Origin of the sequence: Paramesorhizobium leguminum (assembly GCF_003217235.1) — a bacterium.
Lineage (GTDB): Bacteria > Pseudomonadota > Alphaproteobacteria > Rhizobiales > Rhizobiaceae > Paramesorhizobium > Paramesorhizobium leguminum.
Map to the genome: position 1 here is coordinate 60809 of NZ_QJTF01000006.1, position 26152 is coordinate 86960.

At 60.2% G+C, this 26152-nt stretch carries 23 protein-coding genes and 1 pseudogene; 20 read left to right on the forward strand and 4 right to left on the reverse strand.

The genetic code is table 11. The annotated features are described in order from the left end of the window. Positions 1-190 precede the first annotated feature (190 nt). The 11 genes and pseudogenes from tolQ to C7477_RS06850 all read left to right on the forward strand — a co-directional run bounded on the left by tolQ (position 191) and on the right by C7477_RS06850 (position 13144). Positions 191-901 (forward strand): protein TolQ, encoded by a 711-nt coding sequence (tolQ, locus tag C7477_RS06800; protein WP_110750419.1) that lies wholly within the window; start codon positions 191-193, stop codon positions 899-901. A gap of 60 nt (positions 902-961) precedes the next feature. Then, positions 962-1414 (forward strand): protein TolR, encoded by a 453-nt coding sequence (gene tolR, locus C7477_RS06805; protein WP_110750420.1) that lies wholly within the window; start codon positions 962-964, stop codon positions 1412-1414. 7 nt (positions 1415-1421) lie between these two features. Continuing rightward, positions 1422-2501: a hypothetical protein gene (locus C7477_RS06810; RefSeq protein WP_110750422.1), complete on the forward strand. Its 1080-nt coding sequence runs from the start codon at positions 1422-1424 to the stop codon at positions 2499-2501. A gap of 24 nt (positions 2502-2525) precedes the next feature. Continuing rightward, positions 2526-3872 (forward strand): Tol-Pal system beta propeller repeat protein TolB, encoded by a 1347-nt coding sequence (gene tolB, locus C7477_RS06815; RefSeq protein WP_425373530.1) that lies wholly within the window; start codon positions 2526-2528, stop codon positions 3870-3872. A gap of 411 nt (positions 3873-4283) precedes the next feature. After that, entirely contained in the window at positions 4284-4799 is a 516-nt protein-coding gene (gene pal / locus C7477_RS06820; protein WP_110750427.1) for a peptidoglycan-associated lipoprotein Pal, read from the forward strand. Positions 4800-5024: 225 nt separating this feature from the next. After that, complete coding sequence (gene ybgF, locus C7477_RS06825) at positions 5025-5915, forward strand: tol-pal system protein YbgF (RefSeq protein ID WP_245411749.1); 891 nt, start codon at positions 5025-5027, stop codon at positions 5913-5915. Further along, positions 5896-6510, forward strand: a pseudogene (gene tilS, locus C7477_RS19155) (tRNA lysidine(34) synthetase TilS); the annotation flags it as partial. The gene ybgF and the pseudogene tilS, both read left to right, overlap by 20 nt. A gap of 1103 nt (positions 6511-7613) precedes the next feature. Then, positions 7614-9545 (forward strand): ATP-dependent zinc metalloprotease FtsH, encoded by a 1932-nt coding sequence (ftsH, locus tag C7477_RS06835; protein WP_110750433.1) that lies wholly within the window; start codon positions 7614-7616, stop codon positions 9543-9545. Between the two features lie 218 nt (positions 9546-9763). Continuing rightward, the gene (gene glmM, locus C7477_RS06840) at positions 9764-11116 is read left to right on the forward strand and encodes a phosphoglucosamine mutase (RefSeq protein WP_110750435.1); all 1353 of its coding nucleotides are present in this window, start codon (positions 9764-9766) and stop codon (positions 11114-11116) included. A 198-nt stretch (positions 11117-11314) separates the two neighbouring features. Then, positions 11315-12142 (forward strand): outer membrane protein, encoded by an 828-nt coding sequence (locus C7477_RS06845; protein ID WP_110750437.1) that lies wholly within the window; start codon positions 11315-11317, stop codon positions 12140-12142. A 126-nt stretch (positions 12143-12268) separates the two neighbouring features. Continuing rightward, on the forward strand, positions 12269-13144 hold the full coding sequence (locus C7477_RS06850) for an outer membrane protein (protein ID WP_110750439.1): 876 nt from the start codon (positions 12269-12271) through the stop codon (positions 13142-13144). 71 nt (positions 13145-13215) lie between these two features. On the opposite strand, the gene C7477_RS06855 is transcribed toward C7477_RS06850, so the two are convergent. Both C7477_RS06855 and C7477_RS06860 read right to left on the reverse strand, forming a co-directional pair. Next, entirely contained in the window at positions 13216-13965 is a 750-nt protein-coding gene (locus C7477_RS06855) for an SDR family NAD(P)-dependent oxidoreductase (RefSeq protein WP_110750441.1), read from the reverse strand. A gap of 121 nt (positions 13966-14086) precedes the next feature. Continuing rightward, positions 14087-14995, reverse strand: a complete 909-nt coding sequence (locus tag C7477_RS06860; RefSeq protein ID WP_110750632.1) for a LysR family transcriptional regulator — start codon at positions 14993-14995, stop codon at positions 14087-14089. Between the two features lie 112 nt (positions 14996-15107). Here C7477_RS06860 and C7477_RS06865 point away from each other — a divergent pair, with 112 nt between their 5' ends. The 6 genes from C7477_RS06865 to C7477_RS06890 all read left to right on the forward strand — a co-directional run bounded on the left by C7477_RS06865 (position 15108) and on the right by C7477_RS06890 (position 20045). Next, positions 15108-15422: an ArsR/SmtB family transcription factor gene (locus C7477_RS06865; RefSeq protein ID WP_110750443.1), complete on the forward strand. Its 315-nt coding sequence runs from the start codon at positions 15108-15110 to the stop codon at positions 15420-15422. Beyond that, complete coding sequence (locus C7477_RS06870) at positions 15419-15760, forward strand: SRPBCC family protein (protein ID WP_110750445.1); 342 nt, start codon at positions 15419-15421, stop codon at positions 15758-15760. Before C7477_RS06865 ends, C7477_RS06870 begins: the two co-directional genes overlap by 4 nt. Before the next feature lie 45 nt (positions 15761-15805). After that, a complete protein-coding gene (locus C7477_RS06875) occupies positions 15806-16414 on the forward strand; it encodes an ATP-dependent Clp protease proteolytic subunit (protein ID WP_110750447.1) in 609 nt (202 codons plus the stop codon). Positions 16415-16551: 137 nt separating this feature from the next. Next, a complete protein-coding gene (locus tag C7477_RS06880; protein WP_110750449.1) occupies positions 16552-17727 on the forward strand; it encodes a phosphoserine transaminase in 1176 nt (391 codons plus the stop codon). A 167-nt stretch (positions 17728-17894) separates the two neighbouring features. Beyond that, the gene (gene serA, locus C7477_RS06885) at positions 17895-19493 is read left to right on the forward strand and encodes a phosphoglycerate dehydrogenase (RefSeq protein ID WP_110750451.1); all 1599 of its coding nucleotides are present in this window, start codon (positions 17895-17897) and stop codon (positions 19491-19493) included. A gap of 6 nt (positions 19494-19499) precedes the next feature. Then, positions 19500-20045 (forward strand): GNAT family N-acetyltransferase, encoded by a 546-nt coding sequence (locus tag C7477_RS06890; RefSeq protein WP_110750453.1) that lies wholly within the window; start codon positions 19500-19502, stop codon positions 20043-20045. A 164-nt stretch (positions 20046-20209) separates the two neighbouring features. Here the strand turns inward: C7477_RS06890 and C7477_RS19160 are convergent, their stop codons facing one another. Then, positions 20210-20671, reverse strand: coding sequence for a hypothetical protein (locus C7477_RS19160; RefSeq protein ID WP_110750455.1), 462 nt, complete (start codon positions 20669-20671; stop codon positions 20210-20212). A 163-nt stretch (positions 20672-20834) separates the two neighbouring features. Here C7477_RS19160 and C7477_RS06900 point away from each other — a divergent pair, with 163 nt between their 5' ends. The 3 genes from C7477_RS06900 to C7477_RS06910 all read left to right on the forward strand — a co-directional run bounded on the left by C7477_RS06900 (position 20835) and on the right by C7477_RS06910 (position 24925). Continuing rightward, on the forward strand, positions 20835-22124 hold the full coding sequence (locus C7477_RS06900) for an adenylosuccinate synthase (RefSeq protein WP_110750457.1): 1290 nt from the start codon (positions 20835-20837) through the stop codon (positions 22122-22124). 207 nt (positions 22125-22331) lie between these two features. Then, a complete protein-coding gene (locus C7477_RS19490) occupies positions 22332-23969 on the forward strand; it encodes a transcriptional regulator (protein WP_425373531.1) in 1638 nt (545 codons plus the stop codon). 185 nt (positions 23970-24154) lie between these two features. Next, entirely contained in the window at positions 24155-24925 is a 771-nt protein-coding gene (locus C7477_RS06910) for an SDR family oxidoreductase (RefSeq protein ID WP_110750459.1), read from the forward strand. A 122-nt stretch (positions 24926-25047) separates the two neighbouring features. Here C7477_RS06910 and rpoH read toward each other — a convergent pair whose 3' ends face one another. Next, positions 25048-25953 carry an RNA polymerase sigma factor RpoH gene (rpoH, locus tag C7477_RS06915; protein WP_110750461.1) on the reverse strand — a complete coding sequence of 302 codons (906 nt, stop codon included), beginning with the start codon at positions 25951-25953 and terminating at the stop codon, positions 25048-25050. Between the last annotated feature and the right edge of the window lie 199 nt (positions 25954-26152).

Consider the following 26152-nt stretch of genomic DNA (forward strand, 5'->3'; position numbering starts at 1 on the left):
AATGCGCGAGAACGGAGATGAGGGCAACGGACCGCGTTTGATCCCGCGCCTTCCTTTCACCAAATTTAGCCGCAAGAAGCCGTATTAGGGGGCTATTAACCTCTTTACAAAATGCGGCGACTGCGACAACGAATGCGACCCTTGCCGCCCGGTCCCGTGCCGGGCGTTTGGATTCGAGGATGGTGGACTTATGGAAAACATTGCGCTTGCTGCTCCCAGCGCCGACGTCTCCCTCTGGGGCTTGTTCATGCAGGCGAACTGGGTGGTCAAGCTCGTCATGCTCGGCCTTCTCGGCGCCTCGGTCTGGACGTGGGCGATCGTCGTAGACAAGACGGTTGGCTATGGCCGCGCGCGCAGGGCGCTCGATCGCTTCGAGCAGGTGTTCTGGTCCGGGCAGTCGCTGGAGGATCTCTATCGCAATCTGAATGATCGCCGCACGACGGGCACGAGCGCCATCTTCATGGCGGCGATGCGCGAGTGGAAAAAATCCTTTGAGAAGGGCGCGCGTTCACCCATTGCGCTGCAGATGCGCATCGACAAGGCGATGGATGTGGCTCTGGCGCGCGAGAACGACAAGCTGGAATCCCGTCTGGGCTTTCTTGCGACAATCGGTTCGGCGGCGCCATTCATAGGCTTGTTCGGTACCGTGGTAGGCATCATGACGTCGTTCCAGGCCATCGCCTCTTCGAAATCGACCAATCTGGCAGTCGTGGCGCCTGGTATCGCCGAGGCGCTTCTGGCGACGGCCATCGGACTCCTCGCCGCTATTCCGGCAGTTATCGCCTACAACAAGCTTTCCAGCGACGCGGGCAAGATCAGCGCGCGCATGGAAGGCTTCGCCGACGAGTTTTCCGCCATACTCTCGCGGCAAATCGATGAGAAGCTTCAGCCTCGCCAGTAAAGGCGAGCGCCGGAAACGGATTTAGAGGGCCGGAAACGGATTTAGAGGGAAAGACAAGCCATGGGCATGTCGGTGGGAAATCAGGGATCTGGCGGCGGCCGCCGTGGCCGTCGCGGGCGCAGGAAAGCCCTGATGAGCGAGATCAACGTCACGCCCTTCGTGGACGTGATGCTGGTGCTGCTCATCATCTTCATGGTCGCCGCGCCGATGTTGACCGTCGGCGTGCCCATCGACCTGCCCGAGACGCAGGCCAAGGAGATGAATGCGCAGACGCAGCCGATCACCGTCTCGGTCAATGACAAGGGGCAGATCTATCTGCAGGAAACCGAGATCGGCCTCGACGAGGTCGTGCCGAAGCTAGAGGCGATTTCCAAGACGGGTTATGAGGAACGTATCTTTGTGCGCGGCGACAAGAGCGCGGATTACGGCACCGTCATGCAGGTCATGGCGCGAATTTCAGCGGCCGGTTTCAAGAATATCGGTCTTGTGACACTCCAGGAGCAGAATAGCTGACGCCATCATGAAGGCTGGCCTGACATCCTCCGCGATTTTGCACGCCGTCATCCTCGGATGGGGACTTGTATCCTTTTCGTCGCCGAAACCTTTCGAGATCACGGATGCCGAGGCGCTGCCGGTGGATATCGTGCCGATCGAATCCATCACGCAAATCCAGCAGGGCGACAAGAAGGCTCCGATGAAGGAAAAGGCCGCGGTGACGCCGACGACGAAGCCCAAGCCGCCCCTGGAGAATGCCGAGAATGCGGGTGACAACGATATCGACCTGAAAACACCGCCCAAGCCCGATGCCAAGCCGAAACCGGTGGAGACGGCGGACGCCGCCAAGCCACAGCCGAAGCCGGTGGAAAAGCCGGAGCCGATTCCAGATCCGAAGCCGGAACCGAAGCCCGAGCCCAAGCCGACGCCGGTTCCGGCAACTGAAGTTCAGCCCAAGCCTGAGCCCAAGCAGGAAGTGAAGCCGGATGCAGTGGCTGAGGCCATCGAGAAGCAGACGGAAAGCCCTGACGCCGAAGCCGTGAAGCTGCCCGACAAGGTTCCCGCGCCCGACGCCAAGCCGAAGCCGCCGCAGGCGCAGACGGCCAAGACGCCGGACCGCAAGCAGACCGAAGAGACGAAAGAGACGGCATCGGCTGCGGCCAAGAACGCGTCGGAAGAGAAAGACGCCATCGCCGATGAGGTCAAGGCGCTTCTTAATCGCGAGAAGGCCGCTGGCGGCGGTGCGAAGCGCTCTACCGAACAGGCCTCGCTTGGCGGCGAGAAGAATACGGGCGGCTCGAAACTGAGCCAGAGCGAGCTCGATGCGCTGAAAGGCCAGATATCCAAGTGCTGGAACGTGCCGGCCGGCGTGGCTGATGCGCAAGGACTGCGCGTGACGGTGAAGATGAAATTGACCGAAACGGGCGAGATCGAAGGCACGCCGGAGGTTACGTCCGCCGGTGGTGGCGATGGCGCGGTCAGCAGGGCGGCGGCAGGTAGCGCGCTTCGCGCCGTCATGCGCTGCGCACCTTACAATTTGCCGCGCGACAAATACGATGACTGGGCCGATGTCACCGCGCATTTCGACCCAAGCGAGATGTTCTAGAATTCAACCAGCTTTGCCAATCGAATGGCCCCAAGGACAAACGAGGTCCACGAAATTATGAAGAGAATGATCCGGACGTTTTTTTCAGCCCTGGCCATGTTCGTGGCTTCCAGTACGGCTGGGTTCATGCCTGCCGAGGCTGCTGTTGAAATCAACATCAACAAGGGCAATGTCGAACCGCTGCCGATCGCGATCACCGATTTTCTGTCGGCAGACCAGATGGGCGCGAAAGTTTCCGCCATTATCGCCGCCGATCTGGAACGCTCCGGGCTGTTCGCGCCTGTTAACAAGGGCGCGTTCATCGAGAAGATTTCCAATCCCGATGCCGCGCCGCGCTTCGAGGACTGGAAGGTGATCAACGCGCAGGCGCTGGTCACGGGCCGCGTCACCAAGGAGGCGGACGGGCGGCTGAAGGCGGAGTTCCGTCTGTGGGACACGTTCGCCGGACAGCAACTCGCCGGGCAGCAGTTCTATACCTCGCCCGAAAACTGGCGCCGCATCGCGCATATCATCGCCGATGCCATCTATGAGCGGCTCACCGGCGAGAAGGGCTATTTCGACTCGCGCATCGTCTTTGTCGATGAAACGGGATCGAAGGAAAAGCGCGTCAAGCGGCTGGCCATCATGGACCAGGACGGCGCGAATGTGATTTACCTTTCCGATGGGCGCGACCTGGTCCTCACCCCGCGTTTCTCGCCCAGCCGCCAGGAGATCACTTACATGTCGTTCGCCGGCGGCAAGCCGCGCGTGTACCTCCTGCAGCTCGATACGGGGCAGCGCGAGGTAGTCGGCAATTTTCCGGGTATGACCATCGCGCCACGCTTCTCGCCCGATGGACAGAAGGTGATCATGAGCCTGCTTCAGGACGATGGCAGCGCCAATATCTACACGATGGACCTTCGCAGCCGCACGACGACGCGCCTTACCAGCTCGTCGGCCATCGATACGTCGGCATCCTATTCGCCTGACGGGACGCAGATCGTATTCGAATCCGACCGCGGCGGCCGCCAGCAGATTTACGTCATGGGCGCTGATGGTTCCAATCCCCGCCGTATCTCCTTTGGCGACGGCGCCTATTCAACGCCGGTCTGGTCACCGCGCGGCGATCTGATCGCCTTCACCAAGCAGTCCGGCGGTCAGTTTTCCATTGGTGTAATGAAGACCGACGGTTCGGGCGAGCGGCTGCTGGCCACCAGCATCCACAATGAGGGGCCGACATGGGCGCCGAATGGCCGCGTGCTTATGTTCTTCCGCCAGCCGCCCGGCGCCGGCGCCCGGCTTTTCACCATCGACGTGACGGGGCGCAACGAGCGGCAGATCCAGACGCCGAACTTCGGCTCCGATCCAGCATGGTCCCCTCTGCTCGACTAGCGAAACTCTCCTTCCTCCTTGCGGGGAGTGAGAAGCGTTCGGCCATAGGCCGAGGAAAAGCCAACGATTTGGCTTTTCCAGCGACGAACGCGCGAAGCCATAGCGAAGCGCTGCCTGCGGAGCAGGCGGATGGGGGTGAGAGACGGTTGTGCTCTATCCTTCACCACCCCACCCCGGACCTTCCGGTCCGACCCTCCCCGCAAGGGGGAGGGTGGAACTCCGACTGCGACAATCTGGCGGCGGAAAGCCCTCTTTCCGCCGCATTGTCTCTTGAATGTGAATGCCAAACAGCCTTCGGGGACAGGCGGGACGCCAAGAGAAAATTAACCATAATTCTTGAGTGCGCCTTAACCTCGATATGGTTACTACCTGTTCACCGTAACAATTAAAATTATCAAGGAGCCCCGGCCCATGCGCCGTATCCAGACAATCGCACGCAGCCCGATCGTTGTCGCCCTTTTCATGTCGCTTGCCGTTGCCGGATGCGCCTCCAAGAAAAATCTTCCAAGCAATGCCGGCGATCTTGGCCTGGGCGGCGCGGGCGCGAACGGCGCCGTTGCCGGTTCGGCGCAGGATTTCACGGTCAATGTCGGCGACCGCGTCTTTTTCGACACCGATTCCTCGGTCATCCGCGCCGATGCGCAGCAGACGCTCGCCAAGCAGGCGCAGTGGCTCCAGCGCTACCCGAACTACCAGATCACCATCGAAGGCCATTCCGATGAGCGCGGCACGCGCGAATACAACCTCGCGCTCGGCCAGCGCCGCGCCGCCGCCGCGCGCGACTACCTCGCCTCGCAGGGTGTGCCCGCCAGCCGCATGCGCACCCTTTCCTACGGCAAGGAGCGTCCGGTCGCGGTTTGCGATGACATCTCCTGCTGGTCGCAGAACCGCCGTGCCGTCACCGTTCTGGGTGGCGCAGGCTCTTAAATTTTGTTTTTGCTGCTTGCAAAAACATCACATAGGATCAAGGAAAAGCGGCCAGGCGGCCGCTTTTTCATTTTAAACAAATTTTGGCCGAACTTGCTTGTCTTCCAGTAGGGTATGGATTGATAAATAAGCAAGTGAGCCGATTGAGGCGATGGGATCATGCTTCAAAAACAGGGGTATCGAAGGGGCCAACGACGAATGAACGGACTATTGAAGAAACTGTTGATGAGCATGGCTTTGTTGCCACTGCTCGTTGGAACAGCGGCCGCGCAGGGCGCTGATCCTCGCGTCAGCCAGCTTGAAGAGCAGGTGCGCTCCCTGACCGGCAAGCTTGAGGAACTGAATTTTCAGATTCTCCAGATGCAGGAGCAGATGCGTAAAGTTCAGGAAGACAATGAGTTCCGCTTCCAGGAGTTGGAAAAGAGCAAGCGCTCGGATGCGGGCAGCCGCCAGGACAGGGCGGTCGCTTCCGCAACGCGCGAGACGAAGGGTGAGGCATCGCAAGATGCCTCGTCCGCCGCCCCGGTGGCATCCGCTTCTGACAGCGCCGATTCCATGGCCATTGAACCGCAAAGTGCATCGCCGGAGCACGGGCTTCCCGCCCGTTCCCTTGGCTCCATCCGCTTTGACGCCAATGGCAATGTAATCGGCGAGACGATGGATGAGGCGGCAACCCGAGGCAGTGGCGCGGTTCCGGCGGGCGGCAATGCAATCGCCTCGCTTCCAGAAACAGACAATCCGCAGGATCTCTATCAGCTTGCGTATCAGAGCATTCTGGCCGGTGACTATCGCGCGGCGGAAACGGCGTTTCGCGAGCATGTCAAGCGGTATCCCGCGGATCCCTCGACTGCCGATGCCCGGTTCTGGCTGGGAGAATCGCTTTATGGGCAGGAGCGCTATCCGGAAGCCGCGACGGTGTTCATCGATACGCAGCGTGATTATCCGGACTCCAAGCGCGGTGCGGAAAATTTGTTGAAGCTCGGCATGACTCTGGCAAAGATGAAGGATCAGGAGGTTGCCTGCGCGACCTTTGCCCAGGTGCCGACGCGCTATCCTGGAGCATCGCAGGCTGTTCTCCACCGGGTGACGGAAGAACGTGCCAAAAACAGCTGCTGATCTCGATCCAGACACGATCTTTGCGTCGATCGATTTCGGTGGTGCGCGGGCGATCGTGGCGGCTGTATCGGGCGGCGGGGATTCGCTGGCGCTGCTTTTTCTTCTCAAGGAATATCTGGCGCAGCGCGGTGCGGATGCGCCCCAGCTGACCGCCGTCACCATCGACCATGGTCTCAGGCCGGAATCGGCCGACGAAGCGGAAGCTGTCGCGCGGCTTTGCCGTGAGCACGGCATCGAGCATCGAACCTTGCGCTGGGAAGGGGAGAAGCCAAAGACCGGCCTTCCAGCGGCGGCGCGCGAGGCGCGCTATCGGCTGCTGGTCGAGGCCGCCCGAAAGGCGGGCGCGAGAATTATCGTCACCGGTCACACACGGGACGATCAGATCGAGACGTTTCTCATGCGCGGCGCGCGGGGTGTGGGCAGGGGGCTAGCGGGTATGGCCGGGTTCACCTTGCTCGACGGGCAGCTCTGGCTGGTGCGGCCTTTGTTGAACACCCGCCGCGAGGATTTGCGCTCCGTTTTGCGCAAACGGAATATCGAATGGTTCGACGACCCGACCAATGAGAATCTCGCGTTCGAGCGCCCGAGGGTTCGGGCGAGATTGGGCGATGGCGGAAGCCCCTCACCCTTACCCTCTCCCCGCAGGCGGGGAGAGGGAGACCTCCGCGTTGCTGGTTCTTCTTCTCTCCCAGCGCCTGGCATGAACAAGAATGCGCAAACATCTATGCCCCCCTCTCCCCGCTTGCGGGGAGAGGGTAAGGGTGAGGGGCATTCCACCGAACTGGCCACCGAATTGGATAGAATCGCAAAAGCAGTCGCAACCCGACGGGCGCAAGGCGAGGCGGTTGCGGATTTTCTTGGGGTCGGCGTGCGTATCGAGCCGGCGGAAGATGTGAGCATCGATGCCAATGCGCTTAAAGAAGCGAGGCATGATGTCGCTACGTTGGCGCTTGGTGTCCTTGCATCGGTGATCGGCGGGCGTAGCTTCCTGCCGGGCGACGCGGAGCGCGAACGTCTCTTCACGCATCTGTCAGGACAAGCCGCGGCGCGGCTGGGACTTGGCGGTTGCATCATCAAGCGAGGCCGGCACCGGCACCATATCTGGCGGGAGGCGCGTGGCTTGCCGGAATTGCTGCTGTCCTCCGGCGAAAGCAGCATCTGGGATGGGCGCTACAGGATCGCCAACGGTCTATCCGGCGGCAAACAGGTGCGGATCGCGCCGCTTGTTTCTATGGAATTCGATGACTTTTGCTTGAACGCGGGTATCGACCGGACGAATATCCGCCGCGCCGCGGCGTTGACCGGGCCTGCGGTATATGTGGATGGCAAGCTTATGGACATTCCGGCGGTGACAGGCGGGCGTTTCCTGCCGGCAGGCCTTGCGATGACGCGCCATATCGCGCTTTTCGATAAAATTCTGCCGGGACATGACCTTGCGCTCGCCAATGCCGTGCGGCGGTTGTTCGGATTTGCGAACTATCCCGATCCGCCAATAGTGACTTAGCTATTTTTGTACGCCCGGCTGCAAATGGGCGTATGCCAAGCGCGCATTATATCAAACGCATTGTAAACCAGACCTATAAGATTTGATGCTAGGGTTCATGCTTGCCTTGGCAAGGCCTCGCTTCGAACCTATGTTAGTTGAAAATCGCCGTTACCAGCTTTTGGGGCGGATGTGCTGACCCGATTGGACCCGACATGAATCCAAACTATCGCAACTTCGCCCTGTGGGCGATTATTGCCCTTCTCCTGATCGCGCTTTTCAACCTGTTCCAGAGTCCGGCGCAGCGCACCGCGTCGCGCGAGGTTCCCTATTCGCAGTTTATCAGCGATGTCTCGAGCGGGCGGGTAAAGTCGGTCACGATCACCGGCGAGCGGATCAGTGGCATCTATTCGGACAGCGGATCCTCCTTCCAGACCTATTCTCCTGGTGATACCGGGCTTGTCTCGCGGCTTGAGAGCAAGGGCGTAGCCATTACGGCGCGGCCTGAAACCGACGGATCGAACCCGCTCATCAACTTCCTGCTTTCGTGGCTGCCGATGATCCTGATCATTGGCGTGTGGATTTTCTTCATGCGCCAGATGCAGGGCGGCTCGCGCGGGGCGATGGGCTTCGGCAAGTCGAAGGCCAAGCTTCTGACGGAAGCGCATGGCCGTGTCACGTTCGGGGATGTCGCGGGCGTGGATGAGGCCAAGGAAGATCTCGAGGAAATCGTCGAGTTCCTGCGCGATCCGCAGAAATTCCAGCGCCTCGGTGGGCGTATTCCGCGCGGCGTGCTGCTCGTCGGCCCTCCCGGAACTGGTAAAACGCTGCTTGCCCGCGCCATTGCAGGCGAGGCCAACGTGCCCTTCTTCACCATTTCCGGTTCGGATTTCGTTGAAATGTTCGTCGGCGTCGGCGCTAGCCGTGTGCGCGACATGTTCGAGCAGGCCAAGAAGAACGCGCCCTGCATCATCTTCATCGATGAAATCGATGCGGTCGGTCGTCATCGCGGCGCTGGTTTGGGCGGCGGCAATGACGAGCGCGAGCAGACGCTCAATCAGCTGCTGGTCGAGATGGACGGTTTCGAGGCCAATGAAGGTATCATCCTGATCGCTGCGACCAACCGTCCGGATGTTCTCGATCCGGCGCTCTTGCGGCCAGGTCGCTTCGACCGCCAGGTGGTCGTTCCCAATCCGGATGTCGCCGGGCGTGAGAAGATCCTGAAAGTGCACGTCCGCAACGTGCCGCTGGCGCCCAATGTCGACCTGAAAGTTCTGGCGCGCGGTACACCGGGTTTCTCCGGCGCCGATCTCATGAACCTCGTCAACGAGGCCGCCCTGATGGCGGCGCGGCGCAACAAGCGCGTTGTAACCATGCTCGAATTCGAGGATGCCAAGGACAAGGTGATGATGGGCGCGGAGCGCCGCTCCAGCGCCATGACGCAGGAAGAAAAGGAACTGACCGCCTATCACGAAGCCGGTCACGCCATTGTCGCCATGAACGTTGCCGTTGCCGATCCGGTGCACAAGGCAACCATCATTCCGCGCGGTCGCGCGCTTGGCATGGTGATGCAGCTGCCGGAAGGCGACAAATACTCGATGAGCTACAAGTGGATGATCTCCCGGCTCGCGATCATGATGGGCGGCCGCGTTGCCGAGGAACTCAAGTTCGGCAAGGAGAACATCACGTCGGGCGCTTCATCCGATATCGAGCAGGCGACCAAGCTTGCCCGGGCCATGGTGACGCGCTGGGGCTTCTCCGACAAGCTCGGCCACGTGGCTTACGGCGAGAATCAGGAAGAGGTCTTCCTCGGCCATTCCGTGGCGCGCCAGCAGAATGTGTCGGAAGAAACCGCGCAACTGATCGACGCGGAGGTGCGTGAGCTTATCGACACCGCCTATACCGCGGCCCGCAGCATTCTGACCAAGAAAAAGAAAGAATGGATCGCCATCGCCGAAGGCCTGCTCGAATATGAGACGCTGACCGGCGAAGAGTTGAAGGCGATCACCGCCGGCAAGAAGCCCGCGCGCGATCTGGGTGATGATACGCCGCCTTCACGCGGTTCAAGCGTGCCGAAAGCCGGTTCGGCAAGGAAGCGCAAGAGCGACGAGCCGGATACCGGCATGGAGCCGCAGCCGCAATCTTGACGGTAGTGGTCGTCCAAATTGGTATAAAAACAGCCGGGCAATGCCCGGCTGTTTCGTTTGTGTATACAAAGTGAATGGAAAAGTGCGGGGAGTTGCTCGTTTGCCTCTTTTTCATCCCTTGGCGCTATTATGGGACATATCGGCAAGTGGAATTGCGCCGTCCCGCTGTTTTGAGATAAAACAGCCTGAAATCGGCGCCAGCTCAGACAGGCATAAGCATGAGTCGGAAATATTTCGGAACGGACGGCATTCGCGGGAAAGCCAACAGCTTTCCCATGACGCCGGATATCGCCATGAAGGTCGGCATGGCCGTCGGCCTCCTTTTCAGGGAGACGGGCCAGGGCAAGCGCGTGGTGATCGGCAAGGATACACGTCTTTCCGGCTATATGCTGGAGAACGCGCTTGTCGCGGGCTTTACGGCGACGGGCATGGACGTCTTCCTGCTCGGACCTATTCCGACGCCTGCGGTGGCGATGCTCTGCCGGTCGCTCCGCGCCGATATCGGCGTGATGATCTCTGCCTCGCACAATCCGTATTACGACAACGGCATCAAGCTGTTCGGCCCCGACGGTTTCAAGCTTTCCGACGAGCTGGAGATGCAGATCGAGACGTTGATCGAGGCGGATATGAGCGGCAAGCTTGCCGGCAATGGTGAGATCGGGCGCGCCAAGCGCGTGGAGGGTGATATCTATCGCTATACCGAGTTCGCCAAGCGCACCCTGCCGCGCAATCTCTCGCTCGCAGGCCTGCGAATCGTCGTCGATTGCGCGAATGGCGCCGCCTACAAGGTCGCCCCCTCGGCGCTCTGGGAACTGGGCGCTGACGTTGTGACCATCAACGATGAGCCGAACGGCGTCAACATCAATGAGGATTGCGGTTCAACCCATCCGGTTGGCCTGATAAAGAAAGTGCACGAGGTGAGGGCTGACCTTGGCATCGCGCTCGATGGCGATGCCGATCGTGTACTGATGGTCGATGGGGATGGCAATGTCATCGATGGCGATCAGCTCATGGCGGTCATTGCCGAATCCTGGACCAATGCGGGCCGGCTGACAGGCAAAGGCATTGTCGCGACCGTCATGTCCAATCTTGGGCTCGAACGTTTCCTCTCCGATATCGGTCTGACGCTGGCGCGCACCAAGGTGGGTGACCGTTACGTCGTCGAGCACATGCGCGAGCACGGCTTCAATGTCGGCGGCGAGCAGTCCGGCCATATCGTGCTTTCCGATTTCTCGACCACCGGCGACGGCCTCGTCTCAGCCTTGCAAATTCTGGCGGTCATGCAGGAACAGCAACGGCCGTTGAGCGAGGTCTGCCGCAAGTTCGAGCCGGTGCCGCAACTGCTGAAAAACGTCCGCACCACCGGCGGCAAGCCGCTGGAGGATATCACGGTCAAGAGCGCCATCGAGGATGGGCGCGACCGGCTCGGCACGGCAGGAAGGCTGGTGATCCGGCCTTCGGGAACCGAGCCCCTGATCCGCGTGATGGCGGAGGGCGACGACCGCACCCTGGTGGAGGCGGTGGTGAACGATATCGTCAGTGTGATTTCGGGTATCCGCACGGCTGCGTGAGCGGTTCTCCCATTCTCAGACTAATGCAAAAGGCTCCTGAACGGAGCCTTTTTCTTTGCATTGCTGCATTCTCTTAACAAAGATGATGAAAAAACAGGGTTAAGCGAGGCTTAACTTTTCCCATCTATTTCTAACATTGAAATCAGTGGGAATTCGGGCGCGCGAGTCGCACCGGGTATGTTTCGGGATGGGAAAGCCATGCAGCATCGTTCAAGAAATATCATTACCGGCGCGATCTTGCTGATCGTCGCCGGGATCTCTCATTCCGCGGTTGCCGCGGATCTGGCGCCCCCGCCGGAAGCACCGGCTGTTCCCGAAGTTGTGCCGGCGGAGTCTGGTAACTGGTACTTGCGCGGCGATATCGGCTATTCCTGGCCCAAATTCCGTAAGGCAACCTATGGTACTCCCGGCTGCGACGGATGCGGCGGCAGCGGACCGGGCGAGAACACTTTGCATGGCGACCTGAAGGGCGCGGTCCTCGCGGGCGCCGGTGTCGGCTATCAGTTTACCGATTATTTTCGCGCGGACGTTACCGCCGATTACATGACCCGCGCCAAGTTCAAGGGCTATACGTTCGGCGAGAGCTGTAACGGCGATCAGGATTGCGCCTCGGATGAGCGCGCCAAATTCTCGGCACTGTCGATCCTTGCCAATGCCTATATCGATCTTGGCAATTTCAACGGCATTACGCCCTATGTCGGCGCGGGCATCGGCGGCACCCGCGTGAAGTGGAGCGATCTCGACGATGTCCGCTATGGCAAGTCCCAGGAAGGCGCGGCGAACTGGCGCTTCACTTATGCGGTGATGGCAGGCGCATCTATCGATCTTACGCAAAATCTGAAGCTCGATGCCGGCTACCGCTACCGCAATATCAAAGGTGGCAAGATGTTCGAAGGCGGCGAGTGGGTGGGGGATGGGCGTGACAAGGGCATGAACGTGCACGATGTCCGCGTGGGCCTGCGTTACCAGTTCGGCGCGCCATCCGCCGTAGCTTATGCTGCCGAGCCACTTCCTGCTTACAAGTAAGGTTGCGCCTCTTACTCCGACTGCTTCGCGACAGCCATGCTTAACGGTGAATTAAGATTTTTGGTTAATAATCAAGAAACGTAACGGCAGAAGCGGCTTTGCCACGTTTCCGTGGGGGACACGATTATGACATGCACCAAGCGCATTCTCTTCGCTTCATTTTACACAGTTTTGGCCGGTCCGGCGTTTGCTGCCGACTACGAGCCGGTTCCTTTCCAACCGGAAATGCCGGCCGTCGCAGCGCCGGTAGCGGCTGCCTCAGGCTGGTATTTGCGGGGCGATGTCGGGCACAGTTTCGACGCCAAGGGCGATGGCAGCTACGACGTCTGGGATAGGGACAGCGGTACCGCGACCGAATTCGACTATGACGAGATAAAGCTGCGCGGCAATACGGATTTCAGCGTCGGCGTCGGCTATCGCTTCAACCAGCACTTCCGCGCGGACGCGACGCTCGCTTACTGGAAGCGCGATGTCTTCGGTTCGAGCAGTGCGTTCGACGGCACGGTCACCTTCGATGACACGTCGAAGGCAAGCGCCTGGGAAATGATGGCGAATGCCTATGTCGATCTCATCACCTGGGGCAAGGTGACGCCTTATATCGGCGGCGGTCTGGGCTTCACGCGCGTCAAGTATGGGACGATGAAGAACCGCTCCTGGTGCAATGGCGGCGCTCCCGGCTGTGTCGACTACTGGGCCGACCATGGCGGCCTCTCTTCCACGCGCTTCACCTGGGCTCTGATGGCCGGCATGACGGTAGATATCACGTCCAGCACCAAGCTCGACTTCGGCTACCGCTATTCGCACATCAAGGGCGGCAAGGCCTTCGGCTGGGATGCGTCCGACCTCGCAGCCGGAGCGACGGGGACGCAGGGCCGTGACGATGGCTTCGGCGTGCATCAGGTCCGCGCCGGCTTGCGCTACGAATTCGGCGGCGCACAAGCGGCCTATCAGCCGGAACCGTTGCCGGTTTATAATGAAGGCCCGGCGCCGGTCTATAAATAAAACCCATTGAGTTCAAAGAATGTGAAAACCGCCCGCAACGAACGTTGGGGCGGTTTTTTATTGGCTGCGCTCTATACCTGCGCCCAGCCGCCATCGACGGTCAGTTCCACGCCGGTTATAAACTCGGACTCATCGGTCGCGAGGAACAGCGCGGTCTTGGCTATGTCGTGCCCGGTACCAATTCGGCCAAGCGGCGTGTGGGCGGTTGATTGGGTTTTCATCTCGCGGATCATCTCTTCGCTGAGGCCGTTTCTGCGCATGATGTCCGTATCGATAAAGCCCGGAGCCAGCGCATTGATGCGGATGCCCTTGGGGCCGTATTCGGCGGTGAGGGAACGCGCCAGTGAACGGAGCGCGGCTTTGGTCGCGGAGTAGACCGACAGGCCGGCGGTGCCGCGTACACCCTGTATCGATGTGTTGAGGATGATCGAGCCGCCAGCCGGCATGAGGGAAATGAGCTTCTGGACAGTGAAGAACGTGCCCTTGAAGTTTATCCCGACGGTGAAGTCGAAATCCTCGTCGGACACCTCTTCGAAAAGGCCCGGCTTGCCGACGCCTGCATTCGCGAACAGGATGTCGAGGCGGCCATGGCGGGCTTCGACGTGGGCTCGCAGGGCGTCGAGATCTGCAAGGCTCGAGATGTCGCCGCGGATTGCTTCGGCGCCTTTCCCGATATCCAGAACCGCCGCGTCGAGCGCCGCCTGGTCCCGGCCGGTGATGATGACCTCAGCCCCTTCACGCACGAACAGCTTTGCCGTCGCCAGGCCCATGCCTGTGCTGGCGCCGGTGATGACCGCGATCTTTCCGTCCAATTTACCCATTCTTCCGATCCTTCCATGTCGAGCTGCCCGGTTGGTGCAGCGATGGACGGAAGCTAGTCGTCTCCTGCATGTCACCGTAGACGGCAATCAGGACTAGGAACCATTCCGGTTTGGAATGACGTTAAGGCGCAAGACGCAAGGCGGGCTCCTCGGCGCACATCTTGGCGAGGAAGTCGATGACGACACGGAAGCGCTGCGGCATTCGGCGACCGCTTGCACAGATGACGTGGATGGGTGAGGGGGCGGGTGCGAAGTCTTCAAGGATCGGAACCATTTTTCCAGCCCGCAGATCCGCTTCAAACATTGCGCGTCCGGCGTAGGCGATGCCAAGCCCGGCCAGCACCGCGGCACGCTGGTCCCCGGCATCGTTGGTTCTGAAATTACCCTCAGGTTCGAACAGGATAAGTCCGTCCGGGCCGTTGAACTTCCATGGCTGCGTGGCGCCCTGATTTTGGCTGACGATAAGATTATGGGAGCGCAGATCCGCCGGGCTGGAAGGCGTGCCGTATTGTTCGAGGTAAGCCGGTGTCGCTGCCGCCATCATGTGCAAATCTCCAATCTTGCGGGCGACAAGCGTCGAATCCGCCAAGGGCCCAACGCGCAAGGCGATGTCGATGCCCTCCCGCACAAGATCGACACGGCGCTCCGCGACGGACAAATCGATGGAGACGTCCGGATAGCGCGCGAAGAAAGCCGGAAGCCTTGGGATGATATACATGCGGCCTAGCGCCGGTGGCGTCGCCAATCGGACCACGCCGGCGGGGCTCACATTGTTTTGGCCGATACGAAGTTCGGCTTCCTCCAGATCGTGGAGAATGCGGATCGCCGATTCATAAAAATCCTGCCCGGCGGCGGTCGGGTGCAGCCCGCGCGAGGTTCGGCTCAGCAGTTGGGTTCCGAGATGAGCCTCAAGCGCGGCGATTTGCTTGCTCACGGCCGGTTGTCCGAGCCCAAGTTCCCGCCCGACATGGGTGAAGCTGCCGCGCTCCACGACGCGGACGAATAATTGCAACGACGAAAAGCGATCCATGGCGGTCATTCCTTTGAGGAATAGCGTTGGCATGGTTTCCTTTGAACCTCAACCATTCGTCCGCGAGCGAAACAGGCTTGCGAATCGCATAAGTGTGTGCTTATCTGTTGGCATGATCGAGAATGATATTTTCAAAGCCTTGGCCGATCCGACCCGGCGCGCCATCTTCGAGAAGCTGGCGGTTGGCGGCATGAACGCCAGCGTCTTGCGCGAGGGGATGGAAATCAGCCAGCCGGCCATGTCGCAGCACCTCGCGGTGCTGCGGAGCGCCAATCTGGTGCGGGAAGAACGGCAGGGGCGGTTCGTGAATTATGAGGTCGATCCGGAGGGGCTGGCTCTCATCGCGCAATGGCTGGCGAAATATCGTGCCTACTGGCCTCAGCGCATCGACGCTCTCAAGGTCTTGCTGAAGGATATGGACCAATGAACAATGCTGAGACTGAAGAGCAGAAAGACGGCATTGAATTGGAGTTCGACCTTGACGAGCCGCCGCAAAAGGTCTGGCGCGCCATCAGCATTGCCGAGTTTCGGGAAAACTGGCTGCCGAAGGATGCTCTTGCCGACGCGGAGGCGACCACCATCACGCCCGGAGAGGCCGTTCGATACAGGCTGCGCGACGACGCCCCGCCATTTCTTGAAAGCACCGTGACGTTCACGGTTGCCGCGAACGGCACGGGGGGAACGTGTCTTCGGATTCTCCAGAAACTGACCGATGCGAGGCTGGCTGCGAACAGCAACAGTCCGCCCCTCATGCTCGCCGCCTGACGCGGGCAAGCCTATCTCAAACCTCTGAATGATTGGAGTTCGCCGATGCGCGAAGCGATGCAGCTCGTCCCTATGGTCATAGAGCAATCCAGCAAAGGGGAGCGGTCTTTCGACATCTATTCCCGCCTTCTGCGGGAACGGATCATCTTTCTCAACGGCGAGGTGAACGATGCGGTCTCGGTTCTCATCTGCGCGCAATTGCTGTTTCTTGAGGCCGAAAATCCCAAGAAGCCCATCAACCTCTACATCAATTCGCCGGGCGGCGTCATAACGAGCGGCCTCGCCATGTATGACACCATGCGTTTCATTCGCGCGCCGGTGCATACGCTTTGCATGGGGACGGCCCGTTCGATGGGGTCGTTCCTGTTGATGGCAGGCGAGCCGGGCGAGCGCGTTGCGCTGCCCAACGCCAGCATCCATATCCACCAGCCATTGGGAGGCTTTCAGGGGCAGGCGTCCGATATCCTCATCCATGCCGAGGAAACCCAGAAGACCAAGCAGCGCATGACGCGACTTTACGCGGAGCATTGCGGACGCTCCTACGAAGAATTCGAGCGCGCGATGGACCGCGACCGCTTCATGACAGCGGAAGAAGCCTTGGAATGGGGGCTGATCGACCGCATCTTGTCGCGCAGGGAAAGCGGTGCGGATTGAGGGTGCAGCTGTTTCCCCACAAAAGTTCTGTCGCGCCCGGACAAATTTCTTGACTGGGTGCGACGTTTCTCCTAACTCCGTCAGCGGGCCACCTCTCCCCACCGAGAGGCGTGCTATCTGTGAGGATAGGAAAAAACATGACCACGATCTCGAAGCCGGCCACGCGTCCGGCCAATCCCAACTTTTCATCCGGTCCCTGTGCAAAACGTCCCGGCTGGTCGCTTCAAGCGCTTGCCGATGCTCCTCTTGGCCGTTCGCATCGCGCGAAAATCGGCAAGACCAAGCTGAAGGACGCCATCGACCTTACCCGTGAAATTCTCCAGGTTCCCGCCGATTACCGCATCGGCATCGTCCCTGCGTCCGATACCGGCGCTGTCGAAATGGCGCTGTGGTCGCTGCTTGGCGAGCGCGGCGTCGACATGGTCGCCTGGGAAAGCTTCGGCGCCGGCTGGGTGACGGATGTCGCCAAGCAGTTGAAGCTTCCCGATGTGCGCATCTTCGAAGCGCCCTATGGCGAGATCGTGGATTTCGCCAAGGTCGATTTCGACCGCGACGTGGTCTTCACCTGGAACGGCACGACTTCCGGCGTTCGCGTGCCGAATGCCGATTTCATCCCTGCGGATCGCAAAGGCCTGACCATCTGCGACGCCACCTCGGCGGCTTTCGCGCAACGCCTCGATTTCTCAAAGCTCGATGTCGTCACCTTCTCCTGGCAGAAGGTGCTGGGCGGCGAGGGCGCGCATGGCGTGCTGATCCTGTCGCCCCGCGCTGTCGAACGGCTGGAAAGCTACAAGCCTGCCTGGCCGCTGCCGAAGATATTCCGCCTGACCAAGGGCGGCAAGCTGATCGAAGGCATCTTCGCCGGCGAGACGATCAACACGCCGTCCATGCTCTGCGTCGAGGATTATCTCGATGCGCTGAACTGGGCGAAGTCCATCGGCGGGCTCGATGCGCTGATCGCGCGGGCAGACAGGAATTTCGCGGTTCTCGACGCCTATGTCGAGAAGACGCCGTGGATCGGCAATCTCGCGGTCGATCCGGCGACGCGCTCCAACACCTCGGTGTGCCTGACCATCGTCGATCCTGATGTCATGGCGCTCGATGCCGATGCGCAAGCGGCTTTCGCCAAGGGCATCGTCTCGGCGCTCGACAAGGAGGGCGTCGCCTATGACATCGGCGCCTATCGCGACGCGCCATCGGGCCTGCGCATCTGGGCCGGGGCGACCGTGGAAGCTTCCGATCTCGAAGCGCTCACCGGGTGGCTCGACTGGGCCTTTGCCAATCAGAAGGCCGCGCTGAAACAAGCGGCCTGATTTCTCGACAATATCAATTCGATATCCTCTCATCCGAAAGGGAGTAGGGGAATAAGGGAATAGGGGAGTATGTTTTTCATACACCTATTCCCCTACTCACTTATTCCCGTACTCCCCCTTGCGAGTGGTCGGATGAAGAGGCTTTCCTTCATCAAAGGACATCACCCATGCCTCGCGTTCTCGTATCAGACAAACTCTCCACCACCGCCGTGCAAATCTTCAAGGACCGCGGCGTCGATGTCGATTACCTGCCGGATCTCGGCAAGGACAAAGACAAGCTGCTCGAAGTCATCGACCAGTATGATGGCCTTGCCATCCGCTCGGCCACCAAGGCCACGGAAAAGCTGATCGCCGCCGCCACGAAGCTGAAGGTCATCGGCCGGGCCGGCATCGGTGTCGATAATGTCGATATCCCGGCGGCATCGCGCCGTGGCATCATCGTCATGAACACGCCGTTCGGCAATTCGATCACCACCGCCGAACACGCCATCGCGCTGATGTTCGCCGTCGCCCGGCAATTGCCGGAGGCGGATGTCTCCACCCGCGCCGGAAAGTGGGAGAAGAACCGCTTCATGGGCGTGGAGATCACCGGCAAGACGCTGGGCGTGATCGGCTGCGGCAATATCGGCTCCATCGTGGCCGCGCGTGGCATTGGGCTGAAAATGCACGTGGCGGCCTTCGATCCGTTCCTCTCGGAAGCCCGCGCGCAGGAGCTGGGCGTCGAGAAGGTAGAACTGGACGAGCTCTTTGCCCGCGCCGATTTCATCACGCTGCACACGCCGCTCACCGACAAGACCCGCAACATCATCAATGCGGACGCAATAAACAAAATGAAGCAGGGCGTGCGCATCATCAATTGCGCGCGCGGCGGCCTGATCGTCGAGAAGGACCTGATCGAAGGGCTGAAATCCGGCAAGGTCGCAGGCGCCGGCATCGACGTGTTCGAGGTGGAACCGGCGACGGAGAACGAGCTGTTCAACCTGCCGAATGTCGTCTGCACGCCGCATCTGGGCGCATCGACCTCGGAAGCGCAGGAAAATGTCGCGCTGCAGGTGGCCGAGCAGATGTCGGATTACCTCATCAAGGGCGCTGTCTCCAATGCCATCAACATGCCGTCGATCACGGCTGAGGAAGCGCCGCGTTTGAAGCCCTTCGTCAAGCTGGCGGAAGTGCTGGGCGCGTTTGTGGGGCAGGTGACGGACGAGCCGATCCAGGAAGTGGAAGTGCTGTTCGACGGCGTGACCGCGACGATGAACACGCGGGCGCTCATCTCGGCGGCGCTTGCAGGCTTGATCCGTCCTCAGATGTCCGACGTCAACATGGTTTCCGCACCGATCATGGTCAAGGAGCGCGGCATCATCGTTTCCGAGGTCAAGCGCGATAAATCTGGCGTGTTCGACGGCTATATCAAGCTGACGGTGAAGACCACGCTGCGCACCCGGTCCATCGCCGGCACCTGCTTCTCGGATGGCAAGCCGCGCTTCATCCAGATCAAGGGCATCAATCTCGACGCCGAGGTTGGCCAGCACATGCTCTACACCACCAACAACGACACGCCGGGCATGATCGGCATGCTCGGAACGGTATGCGGCAAGCATGGCGTCAACATCGCCAATTTCTCGCTTGGCCGTAACCATCCGGGCGGGGACGCCATCGCGCTGCTCTATCTGGATGAGCGGGTTCCGGAGAGCGTGCTGGAAGAACTGCGTTCCCACACGGCGATCAATTCCGCCCGTCCGCTGCAATTCGACGTGGCCGAGGCTTAAAGTAGAATGACTGGCAGTCGTCATTGGCGGCTGATGCGCGGGGAGGACATTCCCGCTGTCAGCGCCATGGCGGCCGCCATTCACACCGACTTCTTCGAGGATGACGCCGTCTATATCGAGCGGCTCAAACTCTACCCCGCAGGCTGTTTCGTTCTGGAAGGGGCGGGCGGCCTGATTGGATATGCCATCAGCCATCCCTGGCGCCAGTTCCGGATACCGACGCTCAACACGCTTCTCTGGCAGTTGCCTGATGATTCGGACACCTATTACCTGCACGATATCGCGCTATTGCCGGAGGGCCGGTCCGGCGGATTGGCTGCCCGGGTTGTAGCTGTCATGGTGGAGCAAGCCACGCGCGATGGCTTTACCACCATGTCGCTCGTCGCGGTCAACGGCTCGGCGGGCTTCTGGCAGAAGCAGGGGTTCTCGATTGTGGATGCGCCCGAACTTGGCGAAAAGCTTCGCACCTATTCTGGCGATGCCCGTTTCATGATGCGGACGCCCCTCTCGCCGTCATTCTCGGGCTTGTCCCGAGAATCTACCGTGGGCTAATCTGTCAGGATGGTAATCGCTTATCTTTTTCTTATGGCAGATTCTCGGGACAAGCCCGAGAATGACGGCAGAACTATGCGCCTTCTCTGATCCGCGTTCCAGTTGAAGCCTGACAGACTCTAGTTACCCGGGATCATCCATCGGGCCTGCCTCGCGGCGGGCCTTTATTGTTTGGCTCGTGCTCGTGCGCTGGCTCCCACGTGATCCACTCGATCAAGAAACCTTTGCGCGCGAGCTATTGGATCGTGAAGGTATTGATCCGGTCCAAGCATCTTGTTGTTGTTCAGATCACGCGTATCCAGCAAATCGAAGCTCACGCGTTCGAGAAGACAGTTCCAGCCTTCGGTATATCGGTTCGCCCAGCCCATTGTATGATGCAGCAGTAATCGGCTCCGCAGCGAATATCCGTGATAATCGAACGCGACTACTCCATCCGTCACGTAAATGTGGTTTCCCCCGAAACCTTCACCTGGAATGATCCGCTCCGCGTGGAAGCCGCAAAGAGGAGCTTCTCGCAGGAATACCCCGGCGAGAATGGCGCATGCCCCATTTCCAAAAAAGATACGGTCAGGCAGAGCCCACCGTCGTATGGGGTCTTTCTTTATGCCAGGCTGCAATTGGTACATAATTTATTATGACGTTACAGCCGTGCCGGTACAATCATGCAAAGCTGGCTGGTGTGCTCCGAACATAAAAAGAAGGTCGCGCTTTATGGATTGAGCCTGTATAGAAGCTCACGTTTGTCATTTTATGGCGGGCGGTCCGCCGCCCGGAGCGGAGAGTTTCTTTATGGCCAATGTGGTTGTCGTCGGGTCGCAGTGGGGCGACGAGGGCAAGGGTAAGATCGTTGACTGGCTGTCGGAGCGCGCCGATGTGATCGTGCGCTATCAGGGCGGCCACAATGCCGGCCATACGCTTGTCATCGACGGCGTCAGCTACAAGCTCTCGCTGCTTCCTTCCGGCCTCGTTCGCGGCAAGCTCAGCGTCATCGGCAATGGCGTGGTGGTCGATCCGCATCATTTCGTGGCCGAAGTGGCGAAGCTGCGCGGGCAGGGCGTGGAGATTTCGCCCGATGTGCTGCGTATCGCCGAGAACGCGCCGTTGATCCTGTCGCTGCACCGCGATCTCGACGCGATCCGCGAGGGCTCCAATTCGGGCCTGAAGATCGGAACCACCAAGCGCGGCATCGGCCCCGCCTATGAGGACAAGGTCGGCCGCCGCGCCATCCGCGTCATCGATCTCGCCGAGCCCGATACGCTGGAGCCGAAGGTGGAGCGTCTGCTCGCCCACCACAATGCGCTGCGCCGCGGCATGGGTCTCGATGAAATTCAGGTTGAAGCCATCATGCAGGAACTGACCTCGGTGGCCGGTGAGATACTGCCCTATATCGATCAGGTCGGGCGCGTGCTGGACGAGCGCCGCAAGGCGGGCGACCGTATTCTTTTCGAGGGCGCGCAAGGGGCGTTGCTCGACAATGATCACGGCACCTATCCGTTCGTGACTTCCTCCAATACGGTCGCCGGACAGGCCGCCGCCGGTTCGGGGCTCGGACCCACGGCGATCGGCTATGTGCTCGGCATCACCAAGGCCTATACGACGCGCGTGGGCGAGGGACCGTTCCCGACGGAACTCAACGATGAGGTCGGCGAGTTTCTCGGCACGCGCGGCCATGAATTCGGCGTCGTGACGGGGCGCAAGCGCCGTTGCGGCTGGTTCGATGCGGTCATCGTGCGCCAGACGGTGCGCACATCGGGCATCACTGGCATCGCACTCACCAAGCTCGACGTTCTCGATGGGCTCGAGGAGATCAAGGTCTGCGTGGCATATGAACTCGACGGCAAGCGGATTGATTATCTGCCGGCGTCGATGGGCGCGCAGGCGCGGGTCAAGCCGATCTATGAGACGCTGCCCGGCTGGTCCGAAACGACCGCGGGCGCGCGGTCCTGGAACGAGCTTCCGGCGCAGGCGGTCAAGTATGTCCGCTATATCGAAGAACTGATCGGCGCGCCGGTGGCGATGCTTTCGACGAGCCCGGAACGAGAGGACACGATACTAGTGACTGATCCCTTCCAGGATTAATCCCTTGGGAAAGTTGTTCGCATCGGCAGAATTTCAGCGTGATTTTGCTTTCGATGGATTATTGTGATTATTGGGCAGGTCATAGGAAGCTGCATTTTTGCGACGCCAAGTGATTCTACTTGGACGCAGAAAGCGGTCCTGGGATGCCGCATTTATGCGACGCCAAAGTAACAGCAAAACCTCTTTGCAAAGTATGAGCAGCACGGCATGGCAGATTTTGCAGCGGTACTGAAGAAGACGATCGAGACGCAGGCGAACCCGACGCCCGAGTTGCGGCAACGCGTCTATGAAAAGGCTCGCGCGACGATCGAGCAGAAGCTTGCTGCCGCCAATGCGCCTGCCGCTGTCGCCAGTCGGCAGCGCAAGGCGTTGGAGGATTCCATTGCCGAAGTCGAGGCGCAATATGCGGCGCCTGTGGCCAGGACCTCCGCTGCAGGCAAAATCCCCTCAGCGGCAACAGCGTCCGCTCCGCGGCCGATGTCCAGGCCGATTCCGCCCGCGCCCGCGGTGCCGAAACCCGCGCCTGCAAGGCCTCGCGCCGAGCAAAGTGCGCCTCTACGGGCGCCTGCACCTGCTCGTGTAGCTGCGCCCGTACCGCCGCCTCCTGCGCCGAGACGCGCGGCGGCAAGAGCACCGGAGCCGGCAGTCGATCCGCTCGATGATTTTCTCAAAGGCACCCAGCCGGCTCCACGTCGCGCCGCCGCCGCCCATCCTGCGCCGGATTTCACGAAAACGCGGTCGGCCAAGCCCCGCCGGCGGTCTTCGCATGAAGACGATGCGATGCTTTCGTCCAACCGGGGCGAGCGTAACGACTGGGGCAGGGACCAGGAGGAGGAAGATGCCTTCGCCGACGATTCCTATAGCGAAGCCCGCGAGAGACGGCGGAGCGCAGGCAAGGGACTCGTTTTCGGTCTTCTCTCGCTTCTGGTGCTCTGTGGCGCAGGCTATGCCGCCTGGACCAACAAGGATCGCCTTGAGCCGTATCTTGCCAGTGTAATGGATCAGTTCAACGGCACAAACGAGGCGGCTGTTCAGCCAGTCCCAACGAAAACATCCGCCTCGGGAAAGCCGACCTCAGTGGCAAGTGGCGCGGGAGCGGCAAGTGGCGCCGGCCAATTGCCGCAAACGCAGAAACTGACGCAACGGCTGTTGCCAGATGGCTCGGAAGCGGATCCCGGACCGGCCGGCGATACGCCGGGCGTGGGGGAGGGCACGTCGGTATCCGCATCCACCGACCAGCCAGGGCTACGTCCGCAAGCCGGCGGCGCGTCCACGCAGGCTCCGCAGGCGGCCGTCCCGGTCGGACAGCAGGCCTTCTTCTATGAAGAGAAAAGCGGGCAGGAGGCTGGGTCCGCCAAAAAGGGGACTGTCGTCTGGTCGGAAGTGCAGGATTCGCCCGGCGAGGGGGAACCGGCGGAACCGGCGATCCGCGCCGATGTCACCATTCCGGAAAGCAATCTCAAGCTGCGCATGACCATCCGGCGTAACACGGACAAATCATTGCCGGCGAGCCATCTTATCGAGATGATCTTTTCCGTGCCCGAGAATTTCTCCGGCGGGGCGATCGAGAATGTGCAGCGCGTGACGTTCAAGGATACCGAGCAATCGGCCGGCAGTCCGCTTATCGCCATTCCCGCGAAGATTGCCGATAATTTTTTCATCGTGGCGTTGAACGATGCACGCACGGCAATAGACACCAACATGACGCTGATGCGCCGCCAGCAATGGATCGATATCCCGATCACCTACCGCAACGGCCGCCGCGCGCTCATTACAGTTGAAAAAGGCGTCCCCGGCGAACAGGTTTTCGATAAGGTGCTGAAGGCTTGGGGTGTGGTTGGATAATAGCCGGCAGTGAAGAACAGCGTGGCCGACGGCCGCTGCGTAAGGCTCCGCTCGTTGCGGAGCCTTTTTCGTTTCGACTGAACTTTGGAAAAATATTTGTGGGATTCGGGCGCAAGGAACGGATAGCGCTTACAGCTCGTGTTTGAGATTTGGGTTCCGTTCTTGTGTAACGGAAGGATCTCAAAATGGATGTATTGAAGGATAAGGTTGCCATAGTGACCGGTGCGAGTTCCGGTATTGGCTATGCGACAGCAAAGCTATTTGCGCGGGAAGGCGCCCGCATTGTCGTGACCGCCCGCCGGCAAACGGAGCTTGACAGCCTGGTCGCTGAAATCGAGGCGTCCGGCGGACAAGCTGTTGCCGTTGCGGGAGATGTGAAAGACGAAGCGCTTGCCAAGGCGGTGGTCGATACGGCTATCAGCCGGTTCGGCGGTCTCGATATCGCGTTCAACAATGCGGGTATGGTTGGTGCAACCGGACCAATTTATGAACTATCCTTGCCGGAGTGGCAGGAAGCGCTCGATACCAATCTGACGAGTGCCTTTCTTGGCGCCAAATATCAGGTGCCGGCGATGCTTGAGCGCGGTGGCGGCTCGATCATCTTCACCTCCACATTCGTCGGTTATACGGCTGGTATGCCGGGGATGGGGGCTTATGCAGCAAGCAAAGCGGGCCTGATCGGTCTTACCCAGGTTCTCGCCGCGGAATATGGCGCCAAGGGCATTCGGGCCAATGCCATTCTTCCCGGCGGCACCGATACGCCGATGAGTGTGACCCGCGCTCCGGGAGCAACCGCGGAGACCTTGGCCTTTGTCGAAAACCTGCATGCGCTCAAGCGGATGGCCGCGCCTGAGGAAATCGCCCGGTCCGTGCTCCATCTCGCATCGGATGCATCCAGTTTCATAACCGGTACGGCGCTGCTGGTGGATGGCGGGGTGTCTATTTGCCGGACGTGAAATCTCACGGGATGCGCAGGGAGATCAACTGAACTGTAGTGATGGTGGAAACGTTCAGGCAGACGCGCCTCCACGTGGAAATATGAAGTTTTCCACGTGGAGGATAGAGAGCTCCAAGCAACTCAGTGAGCCGCTCCGGTCTGGGTCAGCGCCTTTTGCTGGCTGATCGCGGCGGCTTTCACCGAGTCCTGCACCTTTTCAAAGGCGCGGACCTCGATCTGGCGTACGCGCTCGCGGCTGATGCCGAACTCCGTCGACAGATCTTCAAGCGTTACCGGGTCATCCGAGAGGCGGCGTGCCTCGAAGATGCGGCGCTCGCGGTCGTTGAGCGAAGCCATGGCGCCAGTCAGCATGGAACGGCGGTTTTCCAGCTCGTCCTGCTCGATGAGAATTTGCTCCTGGCTGGAACTGTTGTCGACGAGCCAATCCTGCCATTCACCCGATTCGCCTTCGGTCGCGCGGATCGGCGCGTTGAGCGATGCGTCGCCGGACAGGCGACGGTTCATTGAAATCACCTCTTCCTCGCTGACGTTCAGCCGGGTGGCGATTTCGCTGACCTGGTCGGGGCGGAGGTCGCCTTCGTCGAGGGCCTGGATCTTGCTCTTCACTTTGCGCAGGTTGAAGAACAGACGCTTCTGATTGGCGGTGGTGCCCATTTTGACGAGGCTCCAAGAACGCAGGATATATTCCTGGATCGAAGCCTTGATCCACCACATCGCATAGGTGGCGAGGCGGAAGCCGCGCTCCGGCTCGAAGCGCTTGACTGCCTGCATCAGGCCGACATTGCCTTCGGAAATGACTTCGCCGATCGGTAATCCATATCCGCGATAACCCATGGCGATCTTCGCCACCAGACGCAAATGGCTCGTTACGAGCTTGTGTGCGGCTTGCGGGTCGGCATGTTCGAGATAACGCTTGGCCAGCATGTATTCTTCCTGCGGCTCAAGCATGGGAAAACGCCGGATTTCCTCCAAATAACGGGTAAGACCGCCATCGCCGGAAACCAGGCTTGGAAGACTCTGGGCCATAAAGCACCCTCCTCTTGGGAAAGCGGGCCCCCACCATGGGCAGACCCGGCACACCCGATTGCCCTTCGCACCTCGGGCGTAAGCTCACCTATATAAACATCATTTTGGCAAAAACACGATGCCTTAACATGCTAAACAATTCGTCACACCAACGTGAACGATAATGTGGTGCGAAAAGTTTCACCTTTTTCGCGAGGAA